Source organism: Leptolyngbya sp. GGD (assembly GCF_026735145.1).
Classification (GTDB): Bacteria; Cyanobacteriota; Cyanobacteriia; order Leptolyngbyales; family Leptolyngbyaceae; genus Leptolyngbya; species Leptolyngbya boryana.
Genome location: NZ_JAPQKE010000002.1, coordinates 1,135,996 through 1,153,483 on the forward strand (window position 1 = coordinate 1,135,996; position 17,488 = coordinate 1,153,483).

At 46.7% G+C, this 17,488-nt stretch carries 22 protein-coding genes; 4 read left to right on the top strand and 18 right to left on the bottom strand.

The annotated features are described in order from the left end of the window. Nucleotides 1-114: 114 nt before the first annotated feature. The 4 genes from OU814_RS14140 to OU814_RS14155 form a co-directional block, all read right to left on the bottom strand. Entirely contained in the window at nucleotides 115-279 is a 165-nt protein-coding gene (locus OU814_RS14140; protein ID WP_017286615.1) for a hypothetical protein, read from the bottom strand. Between the two features lie 422 nt (nucleotides 280-701). Continuing rightward, nucleotides 702-1,391 (bottom strand): glycoside hydrolase family 24 protein, encoded by a 690-nt coding sequence (locus OU814_RS14145; protein WP_268183707.1) that lies wholly within the window; start codon nucleotides 1,389-1,391, stop codon nucleotides 702-704. 65 nt (nucleotides 1,392-1,456) lie between these two features. Continuing rightward, on the bottom strand, nucleotides 1,457-3,091 hold the full coding sequence (locus OU814_RS14150) for a dipeptide ABC transporter ATP-binding protein (RefSeq protein WP_268183709.1): 1,635 nt from the start codon (nucleotides 3,089-3,091) through the stop codon (nucleotides 1,457-1,459). Nucleotides 3,092-3,140: 49 nt separating this feature from the next. Beyond that, complete coding sequence (locus tag OU814_RS14155) at nucleotides 3,141-3,839, bottom strand: diacylglycerol/polyprenol kinase family protein (protein ID WP_199323727.1); 699 nt, start codon at nucleotides 3,837-3,839, stop codon at nucleotides 3,141-3,143. A 198-nt stretch (nucleotides 3,840-4,037) separates the two neighbouring features. Between OU814_RS14155 and OU814_RS14160 the strand changes: the two genes are divergently transcribed. Together OU814_RS14160 and OU814_RS14165 are read left to right on the top strand one after the other, a co-directional pair. Then, on the top strand, nucleotides 4,038-4,262 hold the full coding sequence (locus tag OU814_RS14160) for a DUF433 domain-containing protein (RefSeq protein WP_017286619.1): 225 nt from the start codon (nucleotides 4,038-4,040) through the stop codon (nucleotides 4,260-4,262). Beyond that, complete coding sequence (locus tag OU814_RS14165; RefSeq protein WP_017286620.1) at nucleotides 4,259-4,600, top strand: DUF5615 family PIN-like protein; 342 nt, start codon at nucleotides 4,259-4,261, stop codon at nucleotides 4,598-4,600. Before OU814_RS14160 ends, OU814_RS14165 begins: the two co-directional genes overlap by 4 nt. Nucleotides 4,601-4,638: 38 nt before the next feature. Here OU814_RS14165 and OU814_RS14170 read toward each other — a convergent pair whose 3' ends face one another. From OU814_RS14170 to OU814_RS14205, 8 genes are all read right to left on the bottom strand, one after another. Then, on the bottom strand, nucleotides 4,639-5,466 hold the full coding sequence (locus OU814_RS14170; protein WP_268183716.1) for a slipin family protein: 828 nt from the start codon (nucleotides 5,464-5,466) through the stop codon (nucleotides 4,639-4,641). A gap of 92 nt (nucleotides 5,467-5,558) precedes the next feature. After that, nucleotides 5,559-6,485: a branched-chain amino acid ABC transporter permease gene (locus OU814_RS14175; protein WP_268183717.1), complete on the bottom strand. Its 927-nt coding sequence runs from the start codon at nucleotides 6,483-6,485 to the stop codon at nucleotides 5,559-5,561. Beyond that, on the bottom strand, nucleotides 6,482-7,432 hold the full coding sequence (locus OU814_RS14180; protein ID WP_017286623.1) for a branched-chain amino acid ABC transporter permease: 951 nt from the start codon (nucleotides 7,430-7,432) through the stop codon (nucleotides 6,482-6,484). Before OU814_RS14180 ends, OU814_RS14175 begins: the two co-directional genes overlap by 4 nt. A 41-nt stretch (nucleotides 7,433-7,473) precedes the next feature. Then, the gene (locus OU814_RS14185) at nucleotides 7,474-8,658 is read right to left on the bottom strand and encodes an ABC transporter substrate-binding protein (RefSeq protein ID WP_268183720.1); all 1,185 of its coding nucleotides are present in this window, start codon (nucleotides 8,656-8,658) and stop codon (nucleotides 7,474-7,476) included. A 64-nt stretch (nucleotides 8,659-8,722) separates the two neighbouring features. Further along, a complete protein-coding gene (locus OU814_RS14190) occupies nucleotides 8,723-9,433 on the bottom strand; it encodes an ABC transporter ATP-binding protein (protein WP_268183722.1) in 711 nt (236 codons plus the stop codon). A 36-nt stretch (nucleotides 9,434-9,469) separates the two neighbouring features. Then, on the bottom strand, nucleotides 9,470-10,234 hold the full coding sequence (locus tag OU814_RS14195; protein WP_017286626.1) for an ABC transporter ATP-binding protein: 765 nt from the start codon (nucleotides 10,232-10,234) through the stop codon (nucleotides 9,470-9,472). A 59-nt stretch (nucleotides 10,235-10,293) separates the two neighbouring features. Next, nucleotides 10,294-10,554 carry a hypothetical protein gene (locus OU814_RS14200; RefSeq protein WP_017286627.1) on the bottom strand — a complete coding sequence of 87 codons (261 nt, stop codon included), beginning with the start codon at nucleotides 10,552-10,554 and terminating at the stop codon, nucleotides 10,294-10,296. Next, the gene (locus tag OU814_RS14205; protein ID WP_017286628.1) at nucleotides 10,551-10,820 is read right to left on the bottom strand and encodes a helix-turn-helix domain-containing protein; all 270 of its coding nucleotides are present in this window, start codon (nucleotides 10,818-10,820) and stop codon (nucleotides 10,551-10,553) included. The genes OU814_RS14200 and OU814_RS14205 overlap by 4 nt, the downstream gene beginning before the upstream one ends. A 167-nt stretch (nucleotides 10,821-10,987) precedes the next feature. Here OU814_RS14205 and OU814_RS14210 point away from each other — a divergent pair, with 167 nt between their 5' ends. Then, entirely contained in the window at nucleotides 10,988-11,494 is a 507-nt protein-coding gene (locus OU814_RS14210; RefSeq protein ID WP_268183725.1) for a hypothetical protein, read from the top strand. Nucleotides 11,495-11,557: 63 nt separating this feature from the next. Further along, the gene (locus tag OU814_RS14215) at nucleotides 11,558-12,388 is read left to right on the top strand and encodes an Rpn family recombination-promoting nuclease/putative transposase (RefSeq protein ID WP_268183727.1); all 831 of its coding nucleotides are present in this window, start codon (nucleotides 11,558-11,560) and stop codon (nucleotides 12,386-12,388) included. Nucleotides 12,389-12,449: 61 nt separating this feature from the next. On the opposite strand, the gene aroF is transcribed toward OU814_RS14215, so the two are convergent. The 6 genes from aroF to OU814_RS14245 form a co-directional block, all read right to left on the bottom strand. Continuing rightward, nucleotides 12,450-13,511, bottom strand: coding sequence for a 3-deoxy-7-phosphoheptulonate synthase (gene aroF, locus OU814_RS14220; protein ID WP_268183729.1), 1,062 nt, complete (start codon nucleotides 13,509-13,511; stop codon nucleotides 12,450-12,452). Nucleotides 13,512-13,612: 101 nt separating this feature from the next. Beyond that, on the bottom strand, nucleotides 13,613-14,155 hold the full coding sequence (locus OU814_RS14225) for a PAM68 family protein (protein WP_017286632.1): 543 nt from the start codon (nucleotides 14,153-14,155) through the stop codon (nucleotides 13,613-13,615). Nucleotides 14,156-14,161: 6 nt separating this feature from the next. Continuing rightward, nucleotides 14,162-14,431, bottom strand: a complete 270-nt coding sequence (rpsO, locus tag OU814_RS14230; protein ID WP_017286633.1) for a 30S ribosomal protein S15 — start codon at nucleotides 14,429-14,431, stop codon at nucleotides 14,162-14,164. A gap of 66 nt (nucleotides 14,432-14,497) precedes the next feature. Then, nucleotides 14,498-16,093 carry an alpha-amylase family glycosyl hydrolase gene (locus OU814_RS14235; protein ID WP_268183732.1) on the bottom strand — a complete coding sequence of 532 codons (1,596 nt, stop codon included), beginning with the start codon at nucleotides 16,091-16,093 and terminating at the stop codon, nucleotides 14,498-14,500. Between the two features lie 38 nt (nucleotides 16,094-16,131). Then, entirely contained in the window at nucleotides 16,132-16,800 is a 669-nt protein-coding gene (locus OU814_RS14240) for a 4'-phosphopantetheinyl transferase family protein (protein ID WP_268183734.1), read from the bottom strand. Further along, nucleotides 16,797-17,468, bottom strand: a complete 672-nt coding sequence (locus OU814_RS14245; protein WP_268183738.1) for a DUF2834 domain-containing protein — start codon at nucleotides 17,466-17,468, stop codon at nucleotides 16,797-16,799. The genes OU814_RS14240 and OU814_RS14245 overlap by 4 nt, the downstream gene beginning before the upstream one ends. Between the last annotated feature and the right edge of the window lie 20 nt (nucleotides 17,469-17,488).

Here is a 17,488-nt window from a genome sequence, read left to right on the forward strand (position 1 = left end):
AAAACTTTCTGTAGTCGTTGCCTAAATTTTAACAGTTTTAAATTGCGACAACTTTGGCGCTTCAAGTCCTCTACTACCTGCATCCTCCTGAATCAATTCCGAGACCCGTGCTCCTCATGCAACAGAGGATGTTGGGATACAATCACTCGCTTTGAACCAAGATTTTCTGCCGCCCTTGACTTTCACTAAGACGCGATCGCGAAACCAAATCGAAGCCGGAATCACCACACCTTCGCGTCCATCGGGCAATCTGACAGCAGTACCTGGAACAAGGCTCATAGAGTTCTCCAAACAATCAAGGAATTGAAAGAAAAAATGGGTAACACCATCAACTCACTCGCCTCCTAAACAGTTAGGCAAGAGTTAACATTGCGCCTAACAAGCGAGTAGCGAGTTATTAAGAAAATCTAAATAGTGTCTAGTAGTTTACCGAATTCTCTGTACCGACTCTAGAGCGTCTTAACATTAGTTTATGTAAGACATTAGCCAAAGTAATACTTAATTTTCAGCAGAATGATGGAGGATGTCACTCATTACGGTTTGCAAGTTCGTCGAATCAGTCACGCGATCGCTCATCTCTCTGAACCGCTCATTCAACAGGGGCAGTCAATTGACTGACTTGATTGGTAGCCTGTAATCTCAGCTTTGCGATCGCGCTGAACTTGCAATTCAGTTTAATAGAATTCTGCAAGCCAAGTAACTTACCGAGATTGCAATTCTTGTTGCAGAACTTTCTGATAGATCTTTGGCAACGCGTCACTCATCGAATTGTCTTCAATTCCATAGCCCAGGCTTGTCCACGTTCCTGATAGCATTTTGAGAACAGTATTGACTTGACCTCGCTTCAATAATTGGCGAATGTCGGCTCCCCATGCACTGGAGTCGCTGAGCCACCGATACACCACTTCATCTTGGTACTGCGGCTCAAAACTATAATCTTGCCAGAATAAGAAACCTCCAGGAGCCGGATGATACCGTTTTGCTTGGGCTTGCCAGGTGGTTGTGATAAATTGATAGCGACCTGCGGCGGTTGTGCAATTGCCCATATTTGGACCATTGACGATCGTGATACAGCGATCAGGATGGGTACTCAAATCCTGAATGCGATCGCCCCCGTAGAGAACACTGTAGGGATTGCGGACATTCGACTCGCTCGCAGAAATTGTTCGCATCAAAGCACGAATGTAGGGATCGCCTCCCTGCATCACTAAAGGCGCATCCGATCCGCGTTCTGCACTGTCAAACCAGCGTAGTGAAGGTTGTTTCCCCTGCATGTGCCCGATGAAGATGACGATCGCTAATAAAATCAGACTGCGAACCAGCCAACTTCCAACACTCTGTTCTAAAGTATCCGGTTTCGGTAAGGTCTTTTTTGAGTCCGTTTTGGTCATAGAAAAAGTCACGCACTGCAAAGCATTCTAGCTTCGATTCCCTGAATTGGTAGATTATTGGCAGATTAACCCGTCATTTTGTTCAATAGGGGTGCTGCGCCGAGAAGTGATTGAGTATAGGGGTGTTGAGGCGATTTGAACAGGGCTTGAGTCTCACCCAGTTCGACGATTTTACCGCCATGCATCACCGCAATGCGATCGCAGAAATAGCGGGCAACCCACAAATCATGAGTGATGAAGAGATAAGTCAGATCGAATTCTTCTTTCAAATCTTGCATTAATTGCAGGACTTGAGTTTGAACGGTCGCATCGAGCATACTGACAGGCTCATCGCAGATGACTAATTTGGGACGCGTGATCAGAGCGCGTGCGATCGCAACGCGTTGCTGCTGTCCGCCGGAAAGCTCTCCAGGATAGCGATTGTAAAAAGATTCAACTGGCGTTAACCCGACTCGCTCTAGAACATATTCGACTTCCTGCTTTGCTGCTTCAGGAGTTGCAATCTTGTGAATTAGGAGCGGATCAGCAATGCTTTCGCCGATCGTCATGCGCGGATTGAGACAAGCATGTGGATCTTGAAAGATCATCTGAATTTGACGGCGCTGGTGTTGAAGCTGATCACGATTCAGTTGCGTGAGATTTTGACCTGAGAATTCTACTTTGCCGCTCGTTGGACGGAGCAATTGTAGGATGGTTCTGGATAACGTACTTTTCCCACAGCCTGATTCCCCGACTAAGCCCAAAGTCTCACCCGGATAGAGTTCAAGATTAATGCCATCGACAGCTCGAATCGTCCGATCTTCTTTATCAAATAACTTTGAGATGAAATTTGATTCGATCGTATAGTGCTGTTTGAGATCAGATAATTGCAAAATCGGTGCAACACTTGAGCAATCAGCACTCACAATCGTCTCTGCATCTTTCTGCAAATGCAAAGCAGAATGCAGGAGTGTCTGCGTATACTCATGCTGCGGATTCCGAAAAACCGATTCAGTTGAACCAGTTTCAACAATTTCACCGTCATACATGACTGCAATGCGATCGCAGTATTCTGCCACCATTGCTAAGTCATGTGAAATCAGAATCAGCGCCATGTTTCGCTCACTGCATAAGCGAGTCAGTTCTTTAAGAATTTGGGCTGAAACGGTGACATCTAAGCTTGTGGTTGGCTCGTCTGCCACAATCAATTTGGGATTCAGCAGTAAGGCAAGAGCGATCGCAACTCGTTGCCGCATACCGCCGCTAAATTCATGAGGATACTGTGACCAGCGATTTTCAGGAATGCTCACCGCTTTTAGCGTCTCGATCGCTCTCTCTTTAGCTGCTTTAGTTGAAAGATGCGGCTCGTGTGCTTTTAAGGTTTCGAGACAATGATCGCCGATCGTCATCAAAGGATCGAGCCGGGTCATCGGATCTTGGAAAATCAGCGCAACTGCTTCTCCCCGAAAGTGTCGAAGTTCAGCGGGAGACATGTCTAATACAGATTTGCCTTGAAATTTGACCTGTCCTTGAATCTGTGCAGAATCGGACAAGAGCCGCATTGCTGCGCGTCCCAGGGTGGATTTGCCACACCCAGATTCACCGACGAGTCCTAACCGTTCTCCAGGTTGCAAGACAAACGAAACATTCTCGACAACGGCATTCTGTCCGGCTTGGTAAGCAACTGAGAGGTTTTCGACGGAGAACAGCGGCTCGTTCATGAATTTGGCGCGTAGTTTTCGATGAAACCCACTTTAACCGATCTTCTCGCTACAACAGATTTTGCGTTAGAAAAAATGCGATCGCAGCAGACATAATTGGCACCGTCAAATTATCAATCCCAAATTTTGAAAATGCTTCTAATCCAGCAGCACACAAGCCAACCAGCAGCGAAACGAGCCAAATTTGCCAAACATTCCCGATCGTCGAAAGCAGAATCAAGGCGCAGACTGAAAAACTAATGGCTGCCATTGCGGATGATCCTTCCCAACTTTTTTTCATGTCCCAAAGTCGGTAAGAATGCTTGCCAAAGCGCTGTCCAATCAGAGCCGCAAATCCATCTCCCCAAGTCATAACCAGAATGCCGATCGCTGCGAATTCCGGCTTTCCTACCGTCCAAAACCAAGCCGCTAGCACCCCAATACTGACCGCGTAGAAAAAAGTTCCAAAGCTTTTCCGTCCGATGCTGTTGATATTCGGCAGGATTGGAAAATAGTAAGACAAAAGGGTGAGAATGCTAAAGAAAATTGAGGCAGCGATGATTATCCACATCGGAATATTTAACCACCAAGCAATCAAAATGATATTGCCTGTACCAATGTGAATCACTTTGCGAACGAGTTCATTACGATCGGGATTGAAGTGATTGACGATCGTGGCACACAAACCCACAATCAACAGCCAGAGCGTTGCGATCGTCAATTGTCCAAATAAGGAATGTGTCCAGCCAGAGGTCACGATATTTTTCAAGTAAAGCGATTCTCTAACTTTATCGGGTTTCGTTTCTCGATCGACGATTCTTTCAGAATGCGATCGCAGAAATGATGAAATGCTCCTGAAATTTGGACAAGGAGGGTAAAGTTACGGTAGGCACTCGTCGTCAACACCACGCAGAATTCAACGAACGCACTTCTCGATAAAAACTTAATTTTATAGAGGCTGTATCCAATGTCAGACTTACTTAAACGAATCACCGTGAATCCTAAGCAGTGTGGGGGTCGCCCCTGTATTCGTGGCATGAGAATTCGAGTGTCCGATGTTTTGGATTTATTTGCAGCAGGGTTAAGTGCTGAACAAATTTTGGAAGAACTGCCTGATCTGGAAAGAGATGATTTAAGAGCAGCACTTGCCTACGCTTCACGTAAAGTCAACCACCCTGTTTTAGTCGCGTGACAACGATTTGGATCGATGCCCATTTGTCGCCTGTGATCGCAACTTGGATTACAGGCAGATTTGGAATTACCGCGATCGCTTTACGGGATATCGGCTTGAGAGATGCCGAAGATCCCGAAATCTTTGAGGCTGCAAAAGCTCAAGGCGTTATATTCATGACTAAAGATAGCGATTTCGTGGATCTCGTTGAACGTTTGGAAGCACCGCCACAAATTATTTGGTTAACTTGTGGCAATACATCAAATGCCCGTTTGCAGGAAATTCTAAGCTCGACTTTGCCTGATGCATTAGAGTTATTGAAATCTGGCGAAAAGCTAGTAGAGATTAGCGGAGAGTAACTCATCGATCGCCTGTAGAACACATTTCAGCGATCGCCCTACTCCTTCTCCTCCTGCTTCGGCACAAACAGCACCTCTGGATTAAACGGTTGAGCCTGCCCATTCGCAAAGCTAGGCTGAGGGGATTCTGCCAAGCGTCTTGCAGCATTAATGAAATCTGACGGCATCATCACAACCGTTGTCGTATTATTCTCCGCTCCAATCTCAGTCAGCATTTGCATCCGTCGCAACTCTAACGCTGCCGGATTCGCGCTAATCAATTGAGATGCTTCCGCGAGTTTTGCTGAGGCTTCTTGTTCCGCCGCTGCTTTGATAATCCGAGCACGCTTTTCACGGATTGCTTCCGCTTCTTTCGCCATTGCCCGCTGCATACTAGCAGGGATTTCTACATCTTTCATCTCAACGCGCTCGATCACAATTCCCCACGGTTCTGTGATTTCATCGACGATTTCTTGAACGCGAGTATTGATTTGGTCGCGATTTTGCAACACGTCATCCAAAATATTCTGACCCACGACATTGCGAAGAGTCGTCAGGGCAACTTGATAGACGGCGATTTCGTAGTTCTCAACGCGGTTAATGGCTTTTGCTGGATCAATAATGCGATAGTACAGAACTGCATTGACGCGAATCGTGACACTATCCGCAGTCACCGTTTCTTGGGGTTCGATGTTTACAGTTTTAGTCCGGATATCAATCTGAACTTTTTGATCAATAAAGGGGATAATCCAATACAAACCTGGCCCCTTCGTTGCTTTCGTTCGTCCTAAGCGGAAAATCACACCTCGCTGATATTCACGATCGAGCTTGAGTCCATTCGCTGACAAAATCAGTAGTGCTAAAACTAGGGTGATGAAGCTTCCCATATCTTTGTCCTGAGAAAAGATAGTTCTGTTCTAGCACTTGCGATTCAGACCCTCTCAAAACATAACTTTTTAGTTAACTTTGGTAAATGTTGTTAACGGCGCTTCAGTTTCACCCGATTCAAAAGCTCTGGTGTCACCCAACCTTGCGGAAAAAAGATACTGCCAATCACGATTAGCAACCCAAAGATAATTAATCGCCCATCCCGCAAAAGCTGTGCCAATGCGATCGGTAAATTGGGCAGATCCGCGATCGCTCTTAAAACTTCTGGCAATGCAGTAAACACCATTCCACCCAAAATCGCACCGAGAAACGATCGCGATCCACCAATGAGCACAAATGTCAGATAGATAATACTGGCATCAAACGTGCCCTGGCGAGCATTCCAGGTATTGAGGAAGTGAGCATAGACGACTCCGACCACTCCCGCCAAAATTGCACCTAAAGTAAAGGCTAAAACTTTGTAGTAGGTGGGATTAATGCCCACTGCATCTGCTGCTAGCTCATCTTCTCGAATCGCTGTAAATGCTCGCCCAACTCGAATATTTTCGAGCCGATAGACAAATGCAGCACTAAGCAACAGTAACGGTAAAGCAATCCAAAGATACTCAATCCGAGATGCAAACGGTTGAGGAATGCCAAAAATTCCCACTGCTCCACCCGTGATGTCTAAATTCAGCGATAGCACGCGGAGAATTTCGACAAACGCGATCGTTGCAATTGCCAAATAAATTCCCCGCAATCTCAGTGCAGGAATACCAATCAAAACGCCCAAAATACCACAAGCGATCGCGGCAACTACCATTTCTAAGAGCAACAGCGGAATTGGAAATAAGCTACCCGAAGTCGGAAAAATTCGAGTTGAGCCAATCGCTGCAATGTATCCACCTAAGGCATAAAATCCAGGGCTTGCTAATGAAAGTTGACCTGCCATTAATGGAAGATACAACGATAAGCCCAACATTGCACCCAATACCATTGAGACAATGAGAAAATCATAAGTCAAAATAAAATCAATCATACTTTTTGAATCAATTTGCGACCAAGTAAGCCTTGAGGACGGATGAGCAGCATCAGAAACAAAATGCTAAAAGCAACCGCATCTTTGTAAGCCGAATATTCACCCGGAACAAAGGCTTCAATCAAACCAATCAGCAAGCCACCTAAAACCGTTCCAGAAATACTGCCTAAACCGCCTAAAACAATCACGGCGAGTCCTTTCAAGCCAAAACTAATCCCAAAATAAGGCCCTGCAATTCCCACGCTCGATGCCACTAATGTGCCAGCAATTCCACCCAGAAAACCGCTGAGAAAAAATGTGCCAACGATAAAGCGATCGCTATCAATTCCCAGTAAACTTGCAGTCGTCGCATCCTCTGCAACGGCTTTCATCGCTTTACCGAATTTAGTAGCATTGATCAGATAAACCAACACTGCCAGGATGAAACCTGAAACCCCAAAAATCACAATTTGAACACTCCGAATTGGAATCGGGGCTTGATCTGTCCCAAAGTTCACCGCATCAGGCAAGCTGCCATACGTTTCCGCTGGAAATGTATAGATCTCAGCACCAACAAGGTACTGAATCACATTCACAATCACAACAGCGACCCCTAAACTTGAAACCACCGTCAGTAAGGGGTCGGCTCCTCTGCGTCGTAGGGGACGGAAAGCAATTCTTTCGATCGCTAAACTGACAAAGCCCGTCAAAATCCCGCCTAAAATCATTGCCAGCACAAACGGCAACTGAATCGGCAAGGCTGCTAAAGCCAGCAATCCATTCGTACCAAAAGCTTGCCCCATCAGCGCATAAGTAAAATAGGCTCCGAGGGTAAAAATCGCGCCGTGAGCAAAATTGATAATGCCCAGAATCGAAAAAACGAGCGTGTAGCCTAACGCGAAGATCGCATACACGCTCCCGATCGACAAACCATTCAACAGATTTTGCAGCAGGATAGTGAAAGACACGAGTTTAAGGTTTAGAAGGTGAATTAAGAGCCGTTTGCCGATTACTTGAGAAACTCAAATCGTCCAGTCTTGCCATCGGGTGACATTTTCACTTGAGCCACATAGAACGCTTGCTGAAAAATTTCGCCTTCAGGACTAAACGAAATTTGTCCGATCGGCGTGTCATAGTTTCCTTTCAACAGCGTTTGATTGAGTTGAGTGCGAACCTCATTTAACGATTTTTTCGTATCCACTTGCTTCAACGCTTCTACAAAAACCTGCACGGCTGTAAATGCTTGCGCCGAAAATTGGGGTGGTTCTTTCTTAAACTGAGCTTGATAGGCTGAGCGAAACGCTTTATTCACTGCACCTGGATGTTCAGGACTATAAGCTTGAGCAATCAGAATGCCATCACACAGCGCCTGACAAACCGGAAACACATTCGATGTATTCAATCCGTTTCCGCCAATGATCAGTCCTTTGTAGCCGAGTTGTCGTAACTGTTTAACTAAGTTCCCACCATCTGCTGCGAGTCCCGAAATAATCACCAAATCTGGTTTAGCATTAATTCCAGCCGTGGCTTGCGTCTGAAAATCTGTATCCGTGGTTTGAAACTTCTGCACCGTTACGAGTTCTAAGCCTTTATCTTTCACGGTTTGCTGAAAGATCTCTGTTTCTGACTTACTAAATGCATCATTCTGAGCAAAGAAGACTGCGACTCGTTTGATATTGGGATTTTGCTTCAGCGCGGCTTGCACAGAGTTAGGCGCAACGACCGCCACTGGGGCAGACACTCGCGCCACAAAATCGCCAATTTGTGGAATTCCCTTGGCAGTATTTGAGGGGCCGAGAACTGGCACTTTCGCATTATTCGCGATCGGACTTGCAGCAAACGCCTGTTGCGATAAAGTCGGCCCGACAATTCCGACGACGCGATCGCGATTAATCAACGTCTGAAACGCATTGATCGCCCCTTGTTCATCCCCTGCTGTATCTTGCAGAACGATTTTGATCGGCGTACCATTCACACCACCGTTGTCATTGAAATATTTTTCTGCAATCTTCACGCCTGCCACTTGTTCTTGTCCAAGTAAGGCAACATTGCTCGTCTGCGCAATCCCTACTCCGATCGGGATCGCTCCAGAAATCGCTCCCCCACCAGAATTCGATCCTCCAGAACTACAAGCCGAAACTGCGATCGTGAGGGCAAACAATACGATCGAACGACGGGAAACAATAGATTTCATAGCACACGTGTAATTTTGAATTGCAGACAAAATTCGTCCTTAGAGTTGATTTACCACGTTTTGATTACCCTAAGTAAGCTTGTTTTACACGATCGTCACCCAATAATGCTGAAGCGTTTCCAGAAAGCGTAATACATCCCGCTTCTAAGACATAAGCGCGATCGCTAATTTGTAACGCTAAGTTTGCATTCTGTTCTACAAGCAGAATGGTTACGCCCGTCGTTTTCAACTGAGCAAGCGTCGAAAAGATTTCGCGCACGATCGTCGGCGCTAAGCCTAAACTGGGTTCGTCGAGTAACAACAATTGAGGACGGCTCATCAACGCGCGCGCGATCGCCAACATTTGTTGCTCACCCCCACTGAGCGTCCCGGCAAGTTGATTGCGCCGTTCTGCGAGTCGAGGAAAGAGTTGAAACTGCCGCTCCATATCAGCTTTGATTCCAAACCGATCTGAGCGAATATAAGCCCCGAGTTCTAAATTATCCAGCACCGTTTGTCGGGCTAAAACTCTTCTGCCTTCTGGACTATGAGCGATGCCTAACTTGACGACTTCACTCGCCCGACGCTGCGTGATGTCTTGTCCAGCATAAATAATTTTGCCGCTGCGGACTCCCACAATTCGAGAAATCGCTCGCAGCGTCGTGCTTTTACCTGCGCCATTGGCTCCGACTAGGGTGACGACTTCACCGGGATTGATCTGAATGTCGATCGCTTGTAATGCCTGAATACCACCATAATTGACGCTGAGATTGATCAGTTCGAGCAAAGGAGACATAGGACAGCTAGAAAAGCAAAGTGACTGTATTGTCGCCTATTCGCCGCCTAAATAAGCTTCAATGACCGCTCGATCATTGCGAACCTGAGCCGGATCGCCCATTGCAATCAGTTGTCCAAAATCCAAAACGGCAATGCGATCGCACAATCCCATAACCAAGGGAACGTGATGTTCGATCAATAAAATGGTCAGGTTGAAGCGATCGCGGATTTGACGGATAAATTCACTCAGTTGATGTTTCTCGTTCAAATTCATCCCCGCAGCAGGCTCATCGAGCAATAACACCTGCGGCTGAAGCGCTAAAGCTCTGGCAATTTCTAAGCGGCGTTGTTCACCATAGGGCAAATTGCGCGATTTCTCTTCCGCGCGATCGCTCAGTCCTACCAATTCCAACAGTTCTAAAGCCGCTTGCCGAGTCGTCTGTTCTTCCTGAGCGGCGGCTCCGATCACCCCTTGAAGTAATCCACTACTTGTTTGCAGATGTCGAGCAATCATCACATTTTCCAAAACGGATAAGTTGCTAAACAATCGAATATTTTGAAACGTCCGAGCAATCCCTTTCGCGGCAATCTGATGCGGACGGAGCTTAGAAATTTCCGTTCCGTTGTACAGCATTTGCCCGCTCGAAGGGGGAATCATCCCCGTCACGAGATTAAACAAAGTGGTTTTCCCGGCTCCATTCGGCCCGATCAACCCAAAAATTTCTCCGGGATTGACTGAGAAACAAACCGCATTCACTGCGACTAATCCACCAAAGCGACGAGTCAGTGATTTTGCTTCGAGTACCGGAGAAGAAACCATCTTCATTTCACCCTTTGGAATTGATTGCCGCGAAGTTATAGATTGCCTTATGAGCAGCGCTAAGCCTGAGCAAGGATTGTCCAAGCCCCAAAGCGATCGCCATAATACGCCAAGATTTTTTCAACCTGGGCACGCGCTTCGGAATGAGCGGTTTCTGAGAATTGAATTTCTAAACTTCCCACTTGGCTCAGCGTGTAATCAAACTGCTTCGAGGTTTGTGGAGTGAGTTCCGTTTGAACCCCCTCTACCTGAGATAAATGAGCAGCGACCTCACGATACACTGCTAACGGCAATTTGGGATTTTGAACCGAATAACTCATACCGCTCCGTTATAAGGGGGCAAGGGACAACAATTGACATCATCTAGGCAAACCTTGCCCCACTGCAATGCCCAGCGCACTAAGGCGACCCGGTTTTCCGTTTCGGTCTTCGTGAGAATGTTACTGATGTGGTTATCGACAGTTCGCTTACTGATTTCTAGTTTTTCGGCAATGTCTTGGTTCGTCAAGCCAGCAGCGACCAATTCAATGACCTGCAATTCGCGCTCTGAAAGAGGCGCTTGTGCCTGAGATTCGCCCTCTGCCATATCGATAGCCCTGCGCTGTGTATATGTACTTATCCATCTATTCTAGGTGGAATTGCTCAATCCGCAAATGGAATCTCCTGATAGCAAGGATTAAAGGAATTAGAGGAATCCCAATGCTTAAGATGAAAATCGTTAGACTAGACAAAGTGATTTTCTGAGGCTGGATCATGCAGCATCCAAAAACGAATGGGGTTCACGATCGCAAAACGTTGAATACACAAGAAGCCTTTCCTTGCCCAATTTGTCGGCATGGACAGATCGAAGCGTTGACCTTGATGGATGCATTTGCCTGTAATTTCTGTCGCCATATTTTCACAACGAATCTCAAAGAGCAAACGGTACATGTGGAGGACAGTTCTCAACCGATGACCTGGCGCTGGAATGGGCGGAAATGGCAGACGGTCAATCAGACAGATCTGGACTTGTCGATCATCATTTGGATGGTCGGAATTGCGCTGGTCGTTTTGCCCCCGAGTTTGATCTGGTTGCCCTCGAAGATTTTTGTTCCATTGGATGGGGATTCAGGAGCTTGGTTTCCGACGTTCTGGATCGCGTTGACGTTTGGGCTGCATTTTACGTTTGTGGCTTGGCTGATGGCGGAGCATTATCAATTGCCGTTTTATGTCGCAGGAAAGGTGAGAATCCGGCGCTGGTTAGAGCGGTTTTCGTCTTGAGTTAATCTTGCAGGAAGCTAAATAAACCAGTACAGTTGATCGAGTAAATTTACAGATTGCTGTATGCGGCGCGATCCAATCTTTTATCAACTGTTCCAGCGTTCTCCTCAACTGCTGTTTGATTTGATTGGCGATCGTCCTCATAATGCAGCAAGCTATCAATTCGATTCTGTTGCCGTCAAAGAGCCAAAGTTTGAAATTGATGGGGTCTTCCTCCCACCTGAATCTGAGCCTGGGATCGTTTTCTTTTCTGAAGTGCAGTTCCAAAAAGATCAAACGCTTTATGAGCGATTGTTTAGCGAATCCTCGCTGTATTTTTATCGCAATCGATCGCGTTTTTCTGACTGGCAGGCTGTGATTATTTATCCTTCACGCTCAGCCGAGCAAGATGATATTCATCCGCATCGGTCTTTGCTCAATGGCGAACAGGTGCATCGAGTTTACTTAAATGAATTAGGTGAGATTCGTTCATTGCCGGTTCCAATCGCTGTTGTAGTCTTAACGATCGTCAAAGAAGAGCAAGCCGCAGATGAAGCGCGATATTTGCTGACTCGTACACAGCAAGCGGACTTCCCTGATCAAGAGCGCCAGAACATAATAGATGTTGTGACCTCGATTATGCTGTACAAATTTTCCAGTTTAAGCCAAACGGAGATTAGAGCAATGTTGGGACTAGATTTGACTGAGGAACCAAGAGCGATTCGGGAAGCAAAGGAAGAAGGAGAACGATCGCTGATTTTCCGACAACTGACCAAGAAAGTGGGACAGCTTGACGAAGCAATGCGGAGCCAGGTTGCGACTCTATCCTCTGAACAGCTTGAGCAGTTGGGTGAAGCGTTATTAGATTTCGCAACAGTTCAAGATTTAAAGACTTGGTTCTCTCAGCAAGACTGAACTTTGCATAAAAAATCCTCAGGTGTCTTTGACACCTGAGGACTGCTTTCAAATTTTAAAATTAGACACCGACAGGTTGACGTTGTTCTGTCCAGCGTCCGAGGGGTTTACCGACGATCGCTAAATCGCGCATCAGCTGATCAAACGCATCGGGAGTCAGAGATTGCGGCCCATCAGAGAGCGCTTTCTTCGGATTCGGGTGGACTTCGATCATCAGCGAATCGGTTCCAGCCGCGATCGATGCCATTGCCATTGAAGGAACGTATTCAGCACGTCCAGTTCCATGACTCGGATCAATCATGATCGGCAGGTGAGTCAATGTTCTCAGCACTGGAATCGCAGAGAGATCGAGCGTGTTACGAGCGTATTGGCGATCGAAGGTACGAATTCCACGCTCACACAAGATTACGTTCGGATTTCCTGCAGCAAGAATATATTCTGCCGCCATCAGCCAATCTTCGATCGTTGCGGCCATACCCCGCTTAAGCAGAATCGGCTTATCTTGTGCGCCGACTTTCTTCAACAGCGAGAAGTTCTGCATGTTGCGCGCGCCGATTTGAATCACGTCTGCAATTTCTGCCAACGGTTCGAGATCAGAAGCATCCATCAATTCGGTGATGATCCCCAATCCGGTTGCTTCACGAGCAGCGGCTAATAATCCTAATGCGCTTTCGCCATGACCTTGAAATGCATAAGGAGACGTTCTCGGCTTAAATGCACCGCCTCGGAGGAATTGAGCACCAGCCGCTTTGACGCGCCGTGCCGTTTCGATGATCATTTCCTCATTCTCAACCGAGCAAGGCCCTGCAACTGTGACGATCGGGTTATGCTCTCCGATATAAACCACACCATTGGGAGTCGGGATGGCAACTTCACTCGCTTCACCATTGCGGTACTCGCGGCTTGCGCGTTTGAAAGGTTGCTCAACTCTTAAAACTTGTTCAATCCAAGCGCTAGCTTCTTGAATTTGCAGCGGATCCATTGCGACAGTTTCGCCAACTAGCCCGATCACAACTTTGTGCTTACCGACGATCTTTTCCGGGCTGAGTCCCCAACTGACGAATTCCTCAGTGAGGCGAGCAATTTCGGCTTCTGGGGAGCCAACCTTCATAACCACAATCATGTTAAAAAATCCTGCTGAGTGTATTGATTCTGTAGCGTGCTGATTGAGCTAGAATCCGCCCTGATCAGCAGTGCATTTTTCATCGTAGCCTGATCGATTGCCTAATTCTCGCTGCGCGGTTGCTTTTGTCGCGCCCGTGCTTCTTTCCAGGCTCCTGCTAAGCGACCTACATTCGTTGTAAATTCGCTCGCTCCAACGAGTCCGCCGACTCGATCTTCATCCCAAGAGGCGGATAGCACACCGTAGGACAATCCAATCACCCCTAACCCAAAAAAGAGCATACTCACCAGTACCACGGCAACATTCGGCAGTTTGTAAATGCCTTGCGTGACGATGAAGTAGCTGACCACAAATGTAGCGATACCCAGCGTGGTTGGAATGCCGCAAAAAAACGCCATCCGTCGCGCCATTCGTTGAGTCACAACTTCCGGGATGGGGGCTGGGGCTGGGGCAGCAGGTCGAGCGGCTGGCTTCTTCACCGAGGTTGGTCGTTTCTCGATTAAGCCAGATTTGCCCGACGACTTCGTGCTGGCTTTCTTTTCGGGTTCGGGCGCAGGTTTGGCAGGCTTCGCTGCTTTCTTGCGTCCTGGCTCGAAAGGTAGGCGCTCTGGTTGGGGATCAGGGGTATTGGATTCGGAAGCCATTGATGATTAACCCCGGATGCCGAGGCGCGCAATGAGTTCGCGGTAGTGTGCAGCGTCACCTTTTTGGATGTAGGCGAGCAGACGCTTGCGCTGACCGATCATTTTCAAAAGTCCGGTGCGGGATGCGTGGTCTTTTTTGTTGCTGCGGAGGTGAAGGCTGAGTTTGTTGATCCGCTCGGTGAGGATGGCAACTTGGACATCAGCCGATCCGGTGTCGGTTTCGTGAACTTGATATTGGGTGATGATTTCTTGTTTGCGCTCTTGTACCAGTGCCATTACGTTGTCCTGAATTGCGATGAATACGGCAGTTTACAATATTATCACAGCAATTCGAGAGCCGGATCATTGGAGCAAAATTTTGGCGCTAAACCTGGGGAGATAGATCGCACTAGGGTCAACCTCTTGCCCATCGCTCCAATCTTTCCAAGTTCCATCAGCGGGAAAATGGTCGATCGCATAATTCTCAAAATCTTGATCTGAGAAATTGGCAACAACGACCACTCTTTCTCCTGCCTCATTCCAACGCACATAGGCTAAAACTTTGCCGTTCTCATGGAAAAATTCAAGATTGTCGCTGCGTAAGGATGATTTTTCATGCCGCAGTGCGATCAGGCGTTTGTAAAAGTCAAAAAGAGGCTGATTTTTCTGAAGCAGTGACCAATCAAGTGGGTTAGGTTCAGTTGTCGTTTCGGTTTTGTACGTGTCTTGTCCGAATTCGTCCCCCATCCAGAGCATAGGAATTCCAAGGGCAGTGAATTGAATCATTGCGCCGAGTTTGATGCGATCGAGATCATCAATGCCAGCGTCTTGCAGTTCGACGATCATGTGTTCGCGATCGTGGGTTGCGAGATAATTAATCACAGAAGTCGCACCTGCATAGCCTTGCGGTTGAGCCGCGATCGCAGATTTGAATTCGTTGAAGTCGATGTCTTTGCCAATCAGGAGATCTGTGAGAAAGTAGCGAAAGCTTTCATGCCAGCAGGCATCAAATACGCCTTGCGGTTTGCAGATTTCGCTAGAGTCGGGAATGTGTTCTGCAATGTGAAAGAACGGCTTAGGAACTTTAACCTGCTCAAATAACCAGCCAAAGAATTCATCGTTAGCAATTTGGCGAACGGCATCATAACGGATGCCATCAATGTGATACTCATGAGTCCAGAATTGCACGATGGCATTGACGTAGTTCCAAGTTGGGCGGATGTCGCGATCGGGGTCGTAGTTTTCGTAGCTGAGTTCAGGCCCCCAGTAGTTCGCATCGTCTTCAGGGTAATGTCGATCGTGGTAGTACCAATAATCTCGATCAATTAACAATAATGGGCTTTCTTCATGCGTGTGATTGAAAATACAGTCGATGAAAACACGAATTCCACGCGCATGACAGTCATCGACAAAAGATTTGAAATCCGCGGGTTTGCCATAGCTACTTTCTAGGGCAAAAAAGTGTTGAGGCATATATCCCCAACGGTAATCGCCAGCATATTCAGTAATCGGCATTAGCGCGATCGCATTAATGCCTAATTCGCTGAGATAATCGAGCTTTTCTAAGGCTTGTTTGAATTTCGTCGGATCAGAAGGATCGGCACTACAAAAATCAGCAATGTGCATTTCGTAGAGAACTAGATCGCGATTATCGGGGAGAAAACTGTCGTCATTTTGCCAAATAAAGGTATCTAAGGTGCGTTGACCTTCTTTAATATGAACGATGCCATTTTGAGTTTTACGATCCATTTCTGTCATGTACGGATCGTTGGTTTCAATCCATTTATCCTGATGTTTAATGCGAAATTTATATTGATAATCGCCGTCTTTTAGCTCAAGCTGAACTCGGAAAAAGCCTGTTTCATCTTTCTCCATCGGAACGCCTTGCCAATCCGAAAAAGAACCAATAAGCTCCACTGCTTCGTTGCGAGGCGCGAAGAGATTAAACTCGATTGTCATATTTTTGAGGAGAGCATACTTTTTGGAGTATTGCTTGACTAATCAAGCTCCTGCATCTCACCTGTGAGTGATTTAAAAGACTTCAATTCGAGAGATGGACAGTTTTGCTCAACTGCGATGGCTCCAGCAAAATCATCTTGAATCGATAGCTGCTGAAGATGCCATTTTCGCGATCTCGCTTCCACTGGAATCGTCTTTAATTGTGCATTCTCAATCTCTAATTCTTTCAGTTTTGAAATTCCGGTTCCAATCGCTTTTAGAAACGCTTCTTTGCAAGTCCAGTACTGAAAAAATAAAGCATTATCAGCTCGAATTGCTTTGTACTCCGAAGGCAAAAAGAATCGCTGCACCAGAGACTCTAAATCATCCATCGGTCGAATTGCTTCAACATCAATTCCCACCAGTCGATCGTAAGTCACTGCATACAGAGCTAAATGCTGCGAATGCGCTAGATTGAATTGAATTCGAGATCGCTTGAGCGTCGGTTTTCCGTGTGAGCTATATTCAAACTCCAAAGCCATTGGATCAGTTTGAATATAGCGGGAAAGCAGCGATCGCAAAAACGATCGCCCTGCAATAAACCGTTTGCGATGCTGCTCAAATTTAAATCGATCGGCTCTGACTTGTTCATCAGCAGATAAGAGATGAAGTTGCACCTCGTCTAAGTTCACTTGCCAAATGTGGACTTCGGAATCGCCTAACTTCATACCACAACTTGCTCAGATGGAACAGGAGTCGATTGCTCGATCGTGGGTGGACGCAATGCCAAATAAATCAACGCTCCAAAGAACGGAACGAATGACAGGATCTTGAACAAGTTTGAATCAGTTAACCCACGCCGTTTCATATCATCTTGTAACAGCATAGGAAACAACGCACATAACAGACAGAAATCTAAACTCATCACATGAATAAATCGACTGGTCTGCCACTGTTGCACAAAGTTACTCCAATCGCCATTCGCCACTCCGTAAAGAAATAAACCAATTCCGCCGAGTGCGATCGCGCTACCTGTGATTCGAGAATCTAAAATCTTGAGGAGCCAATTTTTCTGTCCCTGAAAGGTCGGACTCGGCTGACGGAAAATCAAATACGGCAATAACGCAAATGCACCAGTACCAAATGATGCAAGCGTAAACAGCCAAGCCGGAATTTTTTGCGATCGACCATCCAAGAATGTGATGCAACTATACGCCATCGGCAGAACGCCCATGATATTAAAGAGCGCCACAATCAAAGGATTCACCCCTGCGATCTTTCCGGTTGAGAGATTGATAATTAAATCAAACGTGTCAGGCTGCTGAGGAGGAGCAAGCGTGAACGCATAGCTCACAAAACCGATCCATACTAAAGTCAACAGGATTTTTTTGCTCATGGCAATTACACTGAAAGGCG

Coding starts and splice junctions, on each gene's coding strand:
- OU814_RS14195 (WP_017286626.1), bottom strand. CDS start 10,234: ATGGTTTCTTCTCCGGTACTCGAAGCAAAATCACTGACTCGTCGCTTT.
- OU814_RS14210 (WP_268183725.1), top strand. CDS start 10,988: ATGCAGCATCCAAAAACGAATGGGGTTCACGATCGCAAAACGTTGAAT.
- OU814_RS14245 (WP_268183738.1), bottom strand. CDS start 17,468: ATGAGCAAAAAAATCCTGTTGACTTTAGTATGGATCGGTTTTGTGAGC.
- OU814_RS14240 (WP_268183734.1), bottom strand. CDS start 16,800: ATGAAGTTAGGCGATTCCGAAGTCCACATTTGGCAAGTGAACTTAGAC.
- aroF (WP_268183729.1), bottom strand. CDS start 13,511: ATGATTGTGGTTATGAAGGTTGGCTCCCCAGAAGCCGAAATTGCTCGC.
- OU814_RS14235 (WP_268183732.1), bottom strand. CDS start 16,093: ATGACAATCGAGTTTAATCTCTTCGCGCCTCGCAACGAAGCAGTGGAG.
- OU814_RS14175 (WP_268183717.1), bottom strand. CDS start 6,485: ATGATTGATTTTATTTTGACTTATGATTTTCTCATTGTCTCAATGGTA.
- rpsO (WP_017286633.1), bottom strand. CDS start 14,431: ATGGCACTGGTACAAGAGCGCAAACAAGAAATCATCACCCAATATCAA.
- OU814_RS14225 (WP_017286632.1), bottom strand. CDS start 14,155: ATGGCTTCCGAATCCAATACCCCTGATCCCCAACCAGAGCGCCTACCT.
- OU814_RS14205 (WP_017286628.1), bottom strand. CDS start 10,820: ATGGCAGAGGGCGAATCTCAGGCACAAGCGCCTCTTTCAGAGCGCGAA.
- OU814_RS14200 (WP_017286627.1), bottom strand. CDS start 10,554: ATGAGTTATTCGGTTCAAAATCCCAAATTGCCGTTAGCAGTGTATCGT.
- OU814_RS14150 (WP_268183709.1), bottom strand. CDS start 3,091: ATGAACGAGCCGCTGTTCTCCGTCGAAAACCTCTCAGTTGCTTACCAA.
- OU814_RS14145 (WP_268183707.1), bottom strand. CDS start 1,391: ATGACCAAAACGGACTCAAAAAAGACCTTACCGAAACCGGATACTTTA.
- OU814_RS14190 (WP_268183722.1), bottom strand. CDS start 9,433: ATGTCTCCTTTGCTCGAACTGATCAATCTCAGCGTCAATTATGGTGGT.
- OU814_RS14215 (WP_268183727.1), top strand. CDS start 11,558: ATGCGGCGCGATCCAATCTTTTATCAACTGTTCCAGCGTTCTCCTCAA.
- OU814_RS14160 (WP_017286619.1), top strand. CDS start 4,038: ATGTCAGACTTACTTAAACGAATCACCGTGAATCCTAAGCAGTGTGGG.
- OU814_RS14140 (WP_017286615.1), bottom strand. CDS start 279: ATGAGCCTTGTTCCAGGTACTGCTGTCAGATTGCCCGATGGACGCGAA.
- OU814_RS14170 (WP_268183716.1), bottom strand. CDS start 5,466: ATGGGAAGCTTCATCACCCTAGTTTTAGCACTACTGATTTTGTCAGCG.
- OU814_RS14185 (WP_268183720.1), bottom strand. CDS start 8,658: ATGAAATCTATTGTTTCCCGTCGTTCGATCGTATTGTTTGCCCTCACG.